This window comes from Sphingomonas psychrotolerans (assembly GCF_002796605.1).
Lineage (GTDB): Bacteria > Pseudomonadota > Alphaproteobacteria > Sphingomonadales > Sphingomonadaceae > Sphingomonas > Sphingomonas psychrotolerans.
On sequence record NZ_CP024923.1, the window covers coordinates 2,782,406 to 2,796,576 of the forward strand.

General features: G+C 67.2%; 10 protein-coding genes. 4 read left to right on the forward strand and 6 right to left on the reverse strand.

Translation table 11 applies throughout. The features are described 5' to 3' along the window. Positions 1–2 precede the first annotated feature (2 nt). The gene (locus CVN68_RS12530) at positions 3–458 is read right to left on the reverse strand and encodes a MaoC/PaaZ C-terminal domain-containing protein (RefSeq protein ID WP_100282505.1); all 456 of its coding nucleotides are present in this window, start codon (positions 456–458) and stop codon (positions 3–5) included. Between the two features lie 4 nt (positions 459–462). Beyond that, the gene (locus CVN68_RS12535; RefSeq protein WP_100282506.1) at positions 463–1,635 is read right to left on the reverse strand and encodes a CaiB/BaiF CoA transferase family protein; all 1,173 of its coding nucleotides are present in this window, start codon (positions 1,633–1,635) and stop codon (positions 463–465) included. Between the two features lie 116 nt (positions 1,636–1,751). On the opposite strand from CVN68_RS12535, the gene CVN68_RS12540 reads away from it, so the two are divergent. From CVN68_RS12540 to CVN68_RS12555, 4 genes are all read left to right on the forward strand, one after another. After that, entirely contained in the window at positions 1,752–2,867 is a 1,116-nt protein-coding gene (locus tag CVN68_RS12540; RefSeq protein WP_233503328.1) for an extracellular solute-binding protein, read from the forward strand. Between the two features lie 77 nt (positions 2,868–2,944). Next, on the forward strand, positions 2,945–4,768 hold the full coding sequence (locus CVN68_RS12545; protein WP_158298873.1) for a beta-L-arabinofuranosidase domain-containing protein: 1,824 nt from the start codon (positions 2,945–2,947) through the stop codon (positions 4,766–4,768). Next, the gene (locus CVN68_RS12550; protein WP_100282508.1) at positions 4,768–6,042 is read left to right on the forward strand and encodes a ribulose-bisphosphate carboxylase large subunit family protein; all 1,275 of its coding nucleotides are present in this window, start codon (positions 4,768–4,770) and stop codon (positions 6,040–6,042) included. The genes CVN68_RS12545 and CVN68_RS12550 overlap by 1 nt, the downstream gene beginning before the upstream one ends. Further along, a complete protein-coding gene (locus CVN68_RS12555) occupies positions 6,039–7,316 on the forward strand; it encodes a four-carbon acid sugar kinase family protein (protein ID WP_100282509.1) in 1,278 nt (425 codons plus the stop codon). Before CVN68_RS12550 ends, CVN68_RS12555 begins: the two co-directional genes overlap by 4 nt. A gap of 156 nt (positions 7,317–7,472) precedes the next feature. Here the strand turns inward: CVN68_RS12555 and CVN68_RS12560 are convergent, their stop codons facing one another. Genes CVN68_RS12560 through CVN68_RS12575 form a run of 4 tightly spaced genes read right to left on the reverse strand, consistent with a single transcriptional unit; the run spans position 7,473 to position 13,917 of the window. Next, on the reverse strand, positions 7,473–8,720 hold the full coding sequence (locus tag CVN68_RS12560; RefSeq protein WP_100282510.1) for an MFS transporter: 1,248 nt from the start codon (positions 8,718–8,720) through the stop codon (positions 7,473–7,475). Further along, entirely contained in the window at positions 8,717–9,382 is a 666-nt protein-coding gene (locus CVN68_RS12565) for an aspartate/glutamate racemase family protein (protein WP_100282511.1), read from the reverse strand. The genes CVN68_RS12560 and CVN68_RS12565 overlap by 4 nt, the downstream gene beginning before the upstream one ends. A 12-nt stretch (positions 9,383–9,394) precedes the next feature. Next, positions 9,395–12,526 (reverse strand): alpha-L-rhamnosidase, encoded by a 3,132-nt coding sequence (locus CVN68_RS12570; RefSeq protein WP_100282512.1) that lies wholly within the window; start codon positions 12,524–12,526, stop codon positions 9,395–9,397. Beyond that, complete coding sequence (locus CVN68_RS12575; RefSeq protein ID WP_100282513.1) at positions 12,523–13,917, reverse strand: glycoside hydrolase family 140 protein; 1,395 nt, start codon at positions 13,915–13,917, stop codon at positions 12,523–12,525. The genes CVN68_RS12570 and CVN68_RS12575 overlap by 4 nt, the downstream gene beginning before the upstream one ends. Between the last annotated feature and the right edge of the window lie 254 nt (positions 13,918–14,171).

Sequence of the window (14,171 nt, forward strand, 5' to 3'; positions counted from 1 at the left end):
CCTCAGCCCGCCGCGAACGGCGTGCGCCGCGTGACGAGATAGAGATGCTCGCAGGCCAGTACGGTCTCGTCGCGCTGGTTGCGGACGTCGACCGTCTCCACCACCACGCCGTGCGTGGCGCGCTTGTGGTCGCGCTTCTCCGCGATGCGGGTGATCGTGCGGATGGTATCCCCGATATGTACCGGGCGGACGAAGCGCAGCCGGTCATAGCCGGTCGACATCGCGTGCGGGTTGATCGTCGATGCGGTCAGCCCGACGCCGACCGAGAACACCAGGGTGCCGTGCGCGATGCGCTGGCCGATCGGCTGGGTGGCGCACCAATGCGCGTCCATATGGTGCGGGAAGAAATCGCCGGTGTGCCCGGCATGAACGACGAAATCGGCCTCGGTGATCGTCCTCCCGAAACTCTCGCGGCTCGACCCGATGGCATAGTCTTCGAAATATTGTTCGACGATCATGCCTTCACCTCCGCGACACCCAATTCGGCATCGATCCGCGCATTGCCTTCGCCAAGCCGCGGCGCGGCGCGCGGGCCTTCAGCCGGTGTCCGTCGATCCGGATCGGCGAACTGGTGGTCCGCATCGTCTCGCCGCCGCTGTGGATCGTCTGGATCGCGTCGAGCGCCTTGAAGCCGGGCTGATCGAGCAACGCCGGCCAATCGAGCACGGGCGCAACCCACAAACCTGCCGCTTCGAGCAGGCCCAGCCAATACTCGCTCGTGCCGGTGGCGAGATGCCCGGCGACCTCGGCCTTGATCGCGTCGCGCTCGCCCAGCCATTGGTCGCTCGGCCACGCGGCGAGCCGCGCATTGCCGATCACTTCGCCGAGCGTATCGACCGGCATCATCGCCAGCGCAAGATGGCCGTCGGCGGTGTCGTAGATGCCGTAAGGCGCAGGCAGATAGACATTGGCGTTGCGCACGCCGCGCTCGGGCGCGCCGCCGCCGTTGAGAAAGACAGTGAGCGGCTCGAACTGCAGATCGACCGCCGCATCGAGCAGGCTGACGTCCACCCGGCCCCCGCGCCCGGTGACGCCGCGCCGGACGAGTAGCGAGAGTATCCCGATCGCCAGCTGCGCCCCCGCGGTCATGTCGACGATCGCCAGCGCCGCGGGCATCGGCGGCTGGTCGCGATCGCCGGAGAGCGTTGCCATGCCCGACAGCGCCTGGAGGAGCAGGTCCTGGCCCGGCCGATCGCGCCACGGGCCGGTATCGCCATAGCCCGACACACCGGCATAGACGATGCGCGGATTGAGCTCGGCGATGCGCTCGTAACCGAGGCCGAGCCGGTCCATCACGCCCGGGCGGAAATTATGCACCACCACGTCGGCGCGGCGCACCAGAGCCTCGACCCGCGCGCGCTCGGTCGGATCCTTGAGATCCGCGGCGTAGCTCTGCTTGTTGCGATTGATCGTGTGGAACAGCGCGCTGGCATCGCCGAAGCGCTGCCCGGCCAATTCGAGCGAGCGGCCGGTATCGCCGCCTGCGGGTCGCTCCACCTTGATGACCTTGGCGCCCAGATCGGCAAGACGCAGCGCGCACGAAGGACCGGCGAGGAACTGGCTGAGGTCGAGCACGACGATCCCGTCGAGCGGCAATGCCTCGACCGACGCGACCGCGTCTTCGTGAAGTTCCATTCGCCGCATCCGCTCCATTTGCATTTGTCTATTTGTAGATGCACGGTATGTTCGCTGGCAAATCATGTCAACGTGATTGATCGAGGCTTTGACGGGGGCGCGCGATGCTGAGCGGGATGACCTGGAACCACGCGCGCGGCCTCGACCCGCTGGTCGCCGCGTCCGCACGCTGGGTCGAGCTGGGTGGCGCACCGATCGCGTGGGAAGCACGTTCGCTGCAGGACTTCGAACATTATCCGCTGGACGATCTCGCCCGTCGATTCGACCTGATCGTGATCGATCATCCCCATGTCGGCCAGATCGTGAAGCAAGGCTGTCTCGCGCCCTTCCTCGACACGGCGCAGCTCGCGGAAACGGCGGCAGGCTCGGTCGGTCGCTCGTATGAAAGCTATCGTTTCGACGGCCGCCAATGGGCGCTCCCGATCGACGCGGCGGCGCAGGTCCAGGCCTATGTGCCCGATCGTATCGACGCGCCACCGGCCAGCTGGGACGAAATCCTGGCGCTTGGGCGCGCGGGCCGGCTCGCTTGTCCCTTGCGGCCGCCGCATGCGCTGATGACGCTGTTCACGCTCTGCGGTCAGCTCGGCGGTTCGCCCGATTCCATCGGAGACCGGCTGTTCGACCCGGAGGTCGCCGGCGAAGCTTATGAGCGCCTGCTCGAGCTCGCGGCCGTGGTCCGTGAACATGCGCGGACGCAGGATCCGATCGCCGTGTTCGAGGCGATGACCGCGCCGGATTCGCGGCTGGCCGCCACCCCGTTCATCTACGGCTATGCGAATTATGCCCGTGCCGGCTTCCGGCCGCACCGGATCGCGTTCGCCGATCTTGCGCCGCTCGGACCGGCCGGCGTCGCCGGTTCGGCGCTGGGCGGCACCGGCATCGCGGTCTCCGCGCTCGGCAAGCACATAGCCGAAGCGACGCGGTTCGCCGCGTGGGTCGCCTCGGGCGCCGTGCAGGCCGGCCTCTATGCCGCGGCCGGCGGCCAGCCGGGACACGACCGCGCGTGGCGCGACGCACAGGTCAACGCCGAGACTCACGATTTCTACGCCGCCACCCGCGCGACGCTGGAAGCCGCGTGGCTCCGTCCACGCCATGACGGGTACATGGCCTTTCAGGAACAGGCATCGGCGCTGCTCGACGACGCGATCCTCCTTGGTGCGCCTGCAGCGGCGACCGTCGCCGCGCTCAACGAACTTTCGAATAGCTTCGCTTCTACGGCATTGCGAAGATAAACGATAGAGTGATAGAGTTCCGCCAAACAGGCTCCAAAAGCGTGCCGATCACCGAACAAGCAAAGCAGAGGATGGATATGAACGGCTCCGACAGTGCGGTTTTCTCCCGCCGCGCGATGCTGCACTGCGCGGCTTGCGCCGGTGCGGCAGGCACGCTTCCCGCTGCGTTTGCGGCGCATGCCGCCGGCGCCGCGCCTGCGCTGGCGGGCAAGGAAGCGGTGCACGAATTTCCCTATGGCGCGGTGCGGCTCACCGGCGGCCGGATCAAGCGCCAATATGACCAGGTCCATGCCCATTATCTGGCGCTGGACAATGATCGCGTACTCAAGGTCTTCCGCGAGAATGCCGGCCTGCCGGCGCCGGGTCCCAACATGGGCGGCTGGTATGATCAGGACGGCTTCGTCCCCGGCCTGACGCTCGGCCAGTACATCTCCGGTCTCGCCCGCCTTGGCGCGGCGACCGGCGACAAGGCCGCGCACGCCAAGGTCGCAGCTCTGGTCGACGGCTTCGGCAAGGCGTTCGTCAGGGCGTCCAACCCCTATGCCGGCCCGAAGGCGCAGGCGCAGTGGGCCGCCTATGTCATGGACAAATACGTCGTCGGCATGATCGATGCCTACCGACTGAGCGGCGTCGAGCAGGCGAAGACCCTGCTGCCGATCATCATCGAAAAATGCCGCCCCTATATCTCGCCGGTCTCGCGCGACCGGATCGGCAAGGTCAATCCGCCGTACGACGAGACGTACATCATGTCGGAGAATTTGTTCCACGTCGCCGACATCACCGGCGACGACAAGTACCGGCAGATGGCGATCCATTATCTGCTCGACAAGGAATGGTTCGACCCGCTCGCCGCGGGGCAGGACGTGCTGCCCGAGAAGCATGCCTACAGCCACACGATCGCATTGAGCTCGGGTGCGCAGGCCTATCTCCATCTCGGCGACGCCAAATATCGCAAGGCGCTGGAAAATGCGTGGAAGTTCATGGAGCCGCAGCGCTTCGCCAGCGGCGGCTGGGGACCGGAGGAACAGTTCGTCCATTTGCATCAGGGGAAATTGGCCGCGAGCCTGCAAAGCTCGAAGGCGCATTTCGAGACGCCGTGCGGCGCCTTTGCCGACCTCAAGCTCGCGCGTTACCTGATCCGCTTCACCGGCGAGCCGGTCTATGGCGACGGGCTCGAGCGCACGCTCTACAACACGATGCTCGCCAGCCGCATGCCTGACAGCGACGGCGGCTATCCCTATTATTCCGATTACGGGAGCAAGGGCGAGAAGCGTTATTACCACCAGAAATGGCCGTGCTGCTCGGGCACCCTGGTGCAGGGCGTCGCCGACTACGTGCTCAATCTCTATTTCCACGACGACGACGCGCTGCTGGTCAACATGTACGCGCCGTCGGAAGTGAAATGGGACCGTCCCGGCGGCGCAGTCGAGGTGGTTCAGGAAACCGATTATCCCGCAGCGGACAAGGTGCGCCTCACCGTGCGCAAACCGGGCAATGGCCGCTTCGCGATGAAGCTGCGCATCCCCGCGTGGAGCAAGGGTGCGACCATTGCGGTCAATGGCAAGGCGCGGCCCGCCACGCCCGGCCAGCTGGCGATAGTCGATCGCGTCTGGAAGGCCGGCGACACGATCGATCTGGTCCTGCCCCAGCCGCTGCGCACGCTCGCCATCGATGACCAGAACCCGAACCTACAGGCGCTGATGCGCGGTGCGGTGATGTATGTCGGGATCAATCCATGGGAGGGGATCGAGAACCAGGTCGTCGCTTTGCCCCGCGCGCTTCAGTCGATGCCCGGCCAGCCGGAAGCCTATCGCACCAGCGTCGACGGCCGCGATCTCGTCTTCGTGCCCTATCACGCGGTCGATACCGAGCGCACCGCCACCTATTTCAAGACCGCGTGATGACCAGCAGCGATCGGGTCACCGCTACCTATCTCATCGAAACCGCCTTCCCGCTCGAGCAGGCGGCGACGACCATGGCGGGCGAGCAATCGACCGGCACCTTCGTCCGCGTTCCGGGCGAGACCGATGCGCTGCGCGAGGCGCATGCCGCACGGGTCGAGGAACTGGTCGAGCTCGGCGATGTCGCCGCGCCTTCGCTGCCCGGCTCGGGGCTTCCGAAAGGCGGCGACGACGCGCGGCGGCGCACCGCGCGCGTCACCTTGTCATGGCCGCTGGCGAACTTCGGCCCGTCGCTCCCCAATCTGCTGGCGGCGATCGCCGGCAATCTTTCCGAGCTGAAGGCGTTTTCCGGCCTCAAGCTCGTCGACCTGAAGCTGCCCCCGACGTTTCTCGATCGTTATCAAGGTCCCCAGTTCGGCGTCGCGGGCACCCGCGCGCTGGCCGGTGTCCATGATCGCCCGATCATCGGCACGATCATCAAGCCCAGCGTCGGCCTCTCCCCCGAAGCCACGGCCGAGCAGGTACGCGTGCTCGTCGAAGCCGGCGTCGATTTCATCAAGGACGACGAGTTGCAGGCCGACGGCCCGCATTGTCCGTTCGACGCACGGATATCCGCAGTGATGCGGGTGATCCGCGACCACGCCGATCGGACCGGCAAAAAGGTGATGTACGCCGCCAACCTCACCGGCGAGATCGACGAGATGCTCGCGCGCCATGATCATGTGCTGGCCGAAGGCGGCACTTGCATCATGGCGAGCATGAATTCGATCGGCCTGCCCGCGATGAAGGTCCTGCGCGCGCATTCACAGCTGCCGATCCACGGCCATCGCAACGGCTGGGGCATGCTCGGCCGCTCGCCGGCACTCGGCATGAGCTATATCGCGTTCCAGAAATTGTGGCGGCTCGCCGGGATCGACCACACCCATGTCAACGGCATCGACAACAAGTTCTGCGAGACCAATGAGAGCGTGATCGCGTCGGCCCGCGAATGCCTGACGCCGATGTTCGATGCGCCGCATCCGGGATGCGAGATCCTGCCGGTCTTCTCCTCGGGCCAGTCGGTGATGCAGGCGGCCGCGACCTATCAGGCGCTCGGCACCACCGATCTGATGTTCGCCGCCGGCGGTGGGATCATGGCGCATCCCCACGGCCCGGCAGCCGGGGTACGCGCGTTGCTGCTCGCCTGGGAGGCAGCGGTGGCGGGGGTGCCGCTGGCCGATGCGGCCAGGGACGCACCCGAATTGCGCGCCGCGATGGGAGCCTTTGGCGGGTGACGTTGCTCTACGCCTTCTACGGCGACGACTTCACCGGATCGACCGATGTCCTCGAGCAGCTCGCCGAGGGTGGCGTCCCCGCGGTGCTCTTCCTGCGCCATCCCGATGCCGAACTGCGCGCGCGATTTTCCCAGGCCCGCGCGATCGGCATCGCCGGCGACAGCCGCAGCCGCTCGCCCGAGTGGATGAGCGCGCACCTGCCCACCGCCTTCGCCGCGCTGAGCGACGCCGGACTTGTCCATTACAAGACCTGCTCGACCTTCGATTCCAGCCCGCGGACCGGCTCGATCGGCCGGGCGATCGATATCGGCCGCGCCAGCGTCGGCGGCACCGCGGCGATCGTGGTCGGCGCACCGCATCTGCGCCGCTATGTTGCGTTCGGCAATTTGTTCGCCGCGGCGGGCGCCGAGACGTATCGCATCGATCGGCACCCGACCATGTCGCGCCACCCGGTCACTCCGATGCGCGAGGCCGATCTGATCCGCCATCTCGCCCACCAGACCACCGCGCGGATCGCCCTCGTGCCGCTCGACCGGATCCAGACGGGGGAAGCGGAAGCGGCTTGGCGCGAAGTTGCCGGCGAAGCCGACGCAGTGCTGTTCGACGGTGTCTCGATGGCCGATCTCGCGGCGACCGGCGCCGTGCTGCGCACCCATCGCGTCCGCTTCGCCGCCGGCAGTTCGGGCGTGACTCGCGCATTGGTGCTCGCATGGCGCGACGCCGGGCTGATCGACGCTGCGGCCCCCGCGGTTCGCGCCCCCGCTTCGGAGCGCCTGCTCGTCGTCAGCGGCAGCTGTTCGCCGGTCACTGCGCGGCAAATCGCGCGCTCGGCCGCCAATGGCTATTTTGCGCTCGAAGCCGATGTCCCGGCGCTGCTGCACGGCGACGCGGCGGCGGAGATGCGGCTGGTCGACACTGCCTGCGCCGCGCTCGCCGAGGGCGGGCGCTGCGTCATCTATTCGGCACAGGGACCCTTGGGTGAAGACGCGACCGCTGCAGGCGACCGGCTCGGTGCGGCGCTGGGCCGGATCACCGCGGCGGCGATCCGGCGCACCGGTCTTCGCCGGCTGCTGTTCGCCGGCGGCGATACGTCGAGCCACGGCGTCGCCGAGCTCGGAATCGACGCGCTGACCTGGGCCGCGCCGATCGAGCCCGGCGCCCCGCTGGTCCGCGCCCATGCCGCCGACCCCGCAGTGGACGGGCTCGAGCTGGTGCTCAAGGGCGGCCAGATCGGCGGCGAGGATTTCTTCGAGACGGTGCGGCTGGGCGGCTGACACCGCTGCGATTCAATACCGTCATCCACCGTGAGGCGTGTCCCGGCGGAGAGGTGAATCCCGGACTGTAAGGCTTTCCAGCGTAAAACCTGCGGTTTTTCCGGGAAAGCCTGACATCCGGGATGACGGCTGAGAGTGATCGTGTCACGACCCCGGTCAGATCGGCGCCACCTTGTGATCGAAGCCCTTGGTGCAATCGATCAGCGCGAACAGCCCTGCCGCGATCAGCACCATCACCGCGACGCCCTGCACCGGCACGTCGTAATTGCCGGTGCCGGCGATGACATAGCCAATCACCACCGTGCAGACGAACCCGCCGAGATTGCCCGCGGTGTTCATCACGCCGCTCGCGGTGCCGCCGTAGCGCCCGCCGATCGACATGCACATCGCCCAGGCGGCGGGCAGCATCAGATCCATCACTGCGAAGGCGGCGCCCGCGAGCACGATGATCGCGAGCTTGCCCGTCGCAAGGCTCATCGCAAACAGCAACGCCGCCGTCCCGACGAGACAAATGCTGGTGATCAGGCGATAGGCATTGCGGATGCCGATCCGCTGCGCCAACCGATCGCAGAGCACACCGCCGGCAAGATTGCTGACGATGCCGAGCAGGAAGGGGATCGACCCGTACAGCCCCATCTCGGCCACGGTGAAGCCTGCGCCCTTGACCAGCCAGGTCGGGAACCAGCCGAAAAAGAACCAGCTGCCGAACGCATAGAAGCAATAAGCCAGCGCGATCAGCCACAATTGCGGCAGGCTCAGCAATTTCTTCCACGGCGTGCCCGAATGGCCCGCGGCCTCGTCGCTGCCGATTTCGGCGACCTCCTCCGCAGTGATCCCCGGGTGGTCGGCCGGGCGATCGTGATAGAGCCGCCACCAGACGATCGCCCAGAGGAAGCCGATCACGCCGAGGATCACGAACACCGCCTGCCAGCCGAAATGCTTGTTCATCGGCACCAGCAGCAGCGGCGCCAGCGCGCCGCCGAACCGGCTCGCCGCCCAGATCACGCCCTGCCCCCGCGCCCGCTCGCGCGCCGGCAGCCAGCGATAGAGCACGCCCGACATATTGGGATAGGCGCCCGCCGCGCCGAGCCCGAACAGGAACCGCGCCGCAGTCAATTGCCAGAAGTTGCGGCACAGCGCCGTGGCCGCAGTGAAGAACGACCACCAGACGGTGATCCGGGTCAGTTCCTTGCGATAGCCATAACGGTCGCCGAGCGCGCCCGACGGCACTTCGAACACGGCGTAAGCGATCACATAGGCGCTCAGCACCCACCCCCATTGATCGGGGGTGATGTTCAGGTCCTTCTGGATCGTCGGCCCGGTCACCGCGATCGCCATGCGATCGATGAAGGTGATGACCGAAAGTACGGCCAGCAGCGCAAGGACGCCGTGGCGCTTCTTCACCTGGCGAGTCCCCGAAGCACTTCCGCGGCGCGCACCATGCCGAGTTCGGGGCTCGAGAAAACCGGAGCCGGGACCGCGCCTTCCAGGCTCGCCACCACGCGCGCCATCGAAGCCTGAGCGAGCAGGATGACGTCGACTCCCTTCATGCCCTCGGTCAGCCCCTCGCCGACGATGCGATCATGCGTCGCGCCGTCGCCCGCCATCACGGCGTCGAAAGCCCCGGGGCAGACCAGTTCGATGATCTCGACGTGCTTGCCCTGCTCCGCGGCAACCCGGCGGACCAGGTCGGCGGTGGGACGCAAGGTGGTGGCAAGGGTTGCGACCACGCCGATCCGGCGCCCGGTCGCGACTGCCTTTTCGACCATCGCCCGATCGACCCGGAGGACCGGCTGTTCGTAGAGTTCGGCGGCCATGTCGACCGCCGGCCCGATCGACGAACAAGTGACGAGCGCGACGTCGCATCCCGCGTCGAAGGTCGAGCCGACCAGCCGGATCACTTGCCGCATTGTCGCCTTTTCGAGCCAGCCCGCGGCGATCGTGTTCTTGATCGTGCTCTCATCGACGAAGTGCAGGATCCGCACATCGGGCATGATCCGGGCCGCGATTTCGTTGAACACGGGTGCCAGCATCGGCGAATTGTGGATCAGTCCTAGCGTAGGCACGACACGGTCCTCTCAAGGCAAAATCGAGAAATCATAGTCGCCCGAACCGAGCTCGAAACGGACGAGGTCGTCGGAACGAGCGAAGGCGCGAATGTCGGGGTGCAGGTCGATCGGGGTGCCGGCCTCGCGCCATTCGCGCGCGGGCAACTCGACTTCGGCGACGGTGTTCGCGGGGATCGTGAGCGAGAGCCGGGTCAAGCCCTCGGAGTCGCCGTCGGTCGCGGTGGCGATCAGGCCCATGGGGGATTCAAACCGCGCCGCGACCCGGCCCACCGCCGGCAGCCATATCGGCCGCACTGCGATTCTGCGGAATCCCGGTGCCGCGGGGGCGATGCCGGCGAGGCGGCGATAGAAGAACCCGACCACCGCGCCGAACGCGTAGTGGTTGTAGCTGTTCATCGACAGGTCGCCGGTGTCGCCGTTCCAGCGCTCCCACATCGTCGTCGCGCCCTGCTCGGGCATATAGCCCCAGCTCGGATAGCCGGTCTGGAGGAGCAGCCCGCTCACCTCTTCCCACAGCCCGGCATCGGCGAGCACGTCGAGCAGATAGGGCGTGCCGAGAAAGCCGGTCGACAGCTTCATGCCGCGCCCGCGGATCTCTGAGGCGAGCACCTGTGCGGCGGCGGCGCAGCGCTCCTCAGGCACCAGCCGCATGAACAGCGACAGGATCTGGCTGGTTTGGCTACCATTGCCGCAAACGCCGTCCGCCGCAACGAACTCGGCAGCGAACACGGCGCCGATCGCCGCGCGCAACGCCCGGTAGCGCCGGGCATCGGCATCGCGGCCGGTCGCCTCGGCCATCTGCGCCATCAATTCGGCAGACCATGCCCAATAGGCCGTCGCGCACAGCGCGCGCGGCGTGGTCTCGTCGTCGGGTTTGACTGCGTCGACCGAAAGCCAATCGCCCAGATCGAGCCCGCGCCCGCTTCGCCAGATATGCTCCGGATTGTCGCGCGCGACAAAGGCCATCCAGCCCTGCATCGCATCCCAATTCTCGTCGATCACCGCGGTGTCGCCATAACGCTGCCACAGCTGCCACGGCAGGATGATCCCCGCCTCGCTCCACCCGGCGGTCACCACGTCCGGGAAAGAGAGCGGCTGGGGCGCCACGATCGGATAGCCGCCATCGGGCCGCTGCGCCGCACGCACTTCGAGCAGGAAGCGCCGGATGAACGGATCGACTTCCATGTTGAACGCCGCCGCGTCGAGGAACACCTGAATGTCGCCGGTCCAGCCCATCCGTTCGTCGCGCTGCGGACAATCGGTCGGCACCGCGAAGAAGTTCGAGCGCTGGCTCCATAATGCGTTTTCCCAGATGCGCTGGAGCAAAGGCGCGTCGGCAAAGGTCATGGTGCCGGTCTCGCGGCAGGCGCTGTGGACGATCACGCCCTCGACATCGTCCGCGGTCGGCACGCCCGGATAGCCCTCGATTTCGACATAACGGAAGCCGTGATAGGTGAAGCGTGGTTCGAACCGCTCTTCCCCGGTGCCGGCCAGAGTGAAGCGGTCGGTCGCGCGCGCGAGGCGAAGGTTGGCGAGATCCGCAGTGCCGTCCGGGTTCAGCAACTCCGCGTAGCTCGCCGTAATCGTGACCCCCGCGGGTGCGGACGCGCGGATGCGCGCCCAGCCGGAAAAGTTCTGGCCGAAATCGAAGACATAGCGCCCCGGCACCGGCTCGCCGACCGAGACCGCCTGCCGACGCCCGGTGCGTTCGATCAGCGGCGACGTCTGCGCGACGAGCCTTGTTTCGGGGCGGTCCCCGATCTGTGCCGGCGCCCAATCGGAATCATCGAACCCCGCCGCGTCCCACCCGGACCGCGCAAGCCGCGCGTCCATGACTTCGCCGTCATAGATTTCCGAACTCAGAATCTCCGAGGTAGCGATCCGCCATTCGGGCCCGGTCGCGATCCATTCGCTGCTGCCGTCGGCATAGTCGAGCCGAAGCTGGGCGCGAAAGCGTCGCGGTGCGGGACCGAAGCCGTAGCGCTCGATCCGCCAGCCGAAAGCACTCGCATAATAGCCGTCGGCGACGATCGCGCCGAGCACGTTCTCGCCCGCCTGGGCCAGCGCAGTCGCGTCATAGACCTGATACAGCACATGATCGCGCGCGACGCTGACCTCGGGCGCCAGCACCGCGCCGGAAACGCGCTGCCCGTTGATCCGCGCTTCATAGGCACCCAGCGCAGTCGCATAGAGCCGCGCCGCCGTCACCGGCCCGCGCGCGGTGAAGCTGGTGCGCAGCAGCATCGCCGGTTCGGCCGGGCGTGGGTCGTTATGGACATTGGCGCCGCTCGCGACCGGCGCGTGCCAGCCCGAAGCGTCGAACCCCGGCTCGGTCCAGCCCCGCGGCGGGTCGGGCATCAGCCGCCACGCCGGGCCGCTGACGATCCGCTCGACCGATCCCTCCGCACGATGCAGGCGGACGAGCGCGGCGAACGCCCCGCCGTCGACCGGAAAGAAGCCGGCCGTGTCGGCCTCGACCAGCGCGCAGATGCTGTTGCGCCCCGGCCGCACCACGCCGACATAAGGCGCAAGCGTGCCCCAGAAGGGGAGATAGCTATCCCAATCGAAATGCCGGTCGAGCGGCGCGGCTTCGCCGTTCACCCAGACGCCGCGCAGATGGTCCTTGCCCGCGAGCAGGATCTCGGCGTGCGCCAGATCCGCCGGCGTGTCGAAATCGAGACGAAAGGCGTGAAGCCGCGGATCGAGCGCGGTCTCGCTCCAGATCCACGTCAGCCCAGCGGCGCGATCCGCCGCCGCCGCTTCGTCTTCGGCCTCGATCCAGTCGCCCTGCCAGTCCTCCGGCGCGAGCAGCCCGGCCTCGAACCACGCCACTTCCGAATGCGCCGTCTCGCCGTCGGCACCGCGCACCTCGACCGACCACCACACCCGCTGCATCGCCGCGAGCGGCGGCCCGCCATAGAGAATGTCGAGGCTCGCATCGCTCTCGACCATATCGCTGTCCCACAGCAGTGCGTCGCCGTTCAATGCGCGCGCGCTTTCCGCGGCGCGGATGCGATACGCGGCCTGCACCTGGCCCCGCCGCTTGCCCTCTACCCGCCACGAAAGCCGCGGGCGCGGCACTTCGGTGCCGAACAGCCCTGCGACGTTTTCCGCGCGGAGATCGAGCACGCGCAAGGTCACCGTGCCCGCACCGCAATAGCGGGGAAGCGTGCGGCCGCATCCTCGACCAGCAGCACCCAGTCGTTGCCGGGCCGGGTGTCGCCTGGTGGATCGAAGCGCCGCGTGCCGCGATTGGCGAAGCTGCCGACGGGCGTGAGGCTCCCGTCGCGCGGCGAATACCAGCGCGCCTGCACCTGCCGCCCCGAAATCGCGCCGAGCCGCATCGTGAAGGGCCGCCCGGTATAGCTGTACGCGATCGCATAGCCCGGTCCGCGGCTCGCCAGCACGCGTTCGTAGCGGACGCCATTATCGGCGATCAGCGACGGATCGGGCATGCGCTCGAGCATCGGCCGCGATTCGAACAAGGCGCGCAGATGCCGCATCTGGTTCGCACCAGGCGCGTCGATCGCCCTGTCCCAGCGCTGATCGGCTTCGAAGCTCGCCTCGTACTTGCCCGGCACGAACATCTGCATGACGTTGTTCTCGCCATAAGTGTGCCCGAACGCGCCGGCGAGCACTGCCCACCATGCATAGCGGCGCGCATCCGCGGCGCCCCAGCGCGGCGCGCCGGGCTCGTGCAGCCCGTGGGGGACGTTCTCGTAGGAGGGCTCGCCGTCGATCACCGGCTTGGTCGGCAGTTTGATCCAGTCCTCGGCGATATAGCGCCAATTGTCTTCGCTGCGCACACTCGGCCCGTCCTGCGCATAAGAGCGGTGCCCCGATTGCACCATGTTGAAATCGAGCCACGGCGCCTCGTGGAACTGCCAGGAAGAATCGGTGCGGCCGATCGGGTGGAAGGTCATCAGATGGTCCGGGTCGATTCGCTTGATCGTCGAGCCGAGGCTCTCCCACACCAGGGTGTTGTTCTCCGACCCGGTATCGCCGCCGTTCAGCCAGATCAGGTTCGGCCGGTTGCGATAACGCTCGGCGAGGAAGCGCCCATAGACAGGCGCGGTCCTCGCGTTGAGCTGCTTGTCCTTGGCCAAAGTGCCCCAGGCCGGAACCATTGCGAGGTAGATGCCATGCGCCTCGGCGCGCGAAAGCACCCAGTCGAGATGGTCCCAATAATCATATTCGCCCGGGCGCTGCGGATCGGCGCCGGGCGTGACCCGCGGCCGGCCGGGATCGCCGTCGATCAGCGCGGGCGCGTCGTAGCGGCTGGTCATTTGCGGCGTGTGCAGGATCATCACCTGCACCACGTTGAAGCCCTGCCGTGCGCGCGTCGCGAGATAGCGTTCGGTTTCGTCGCGATCGAGCCGGCTGAGCAACAGCCATCCGGTGTCGCCCATCCAGAAGAATGGCTCGCCCTTCGCCTCGAGATAATGGCCGTTGGCGGATACCGCGAGCGGCGGCGTAGGCCCCGGATCGGCGGCGGCAGTCAGCGCGGCGAGCAGCCCAAGCAACAGCGTCATCGGTGACCTCTCTCCTTCGGCTCCCCGGCCCGGCGTATCTTCGCCGGAGCGCGCCTCACTCGGTACCGGCCAGCTTCGACAGCTGTCAATTAGAAAGGCCGATTCGTTTGTATTCGAAGGTAATCGAAAGAGATTGGTTGAGTTTCGATAAAAATCGCATTAGGCCTTGCCGTCAGGAGAGAGACAAATGGGGCTGAAGGCGCGACGCGAGAACACGCGCGCAATTCACGCGGGGATGCCTTTGCCGGATGCCC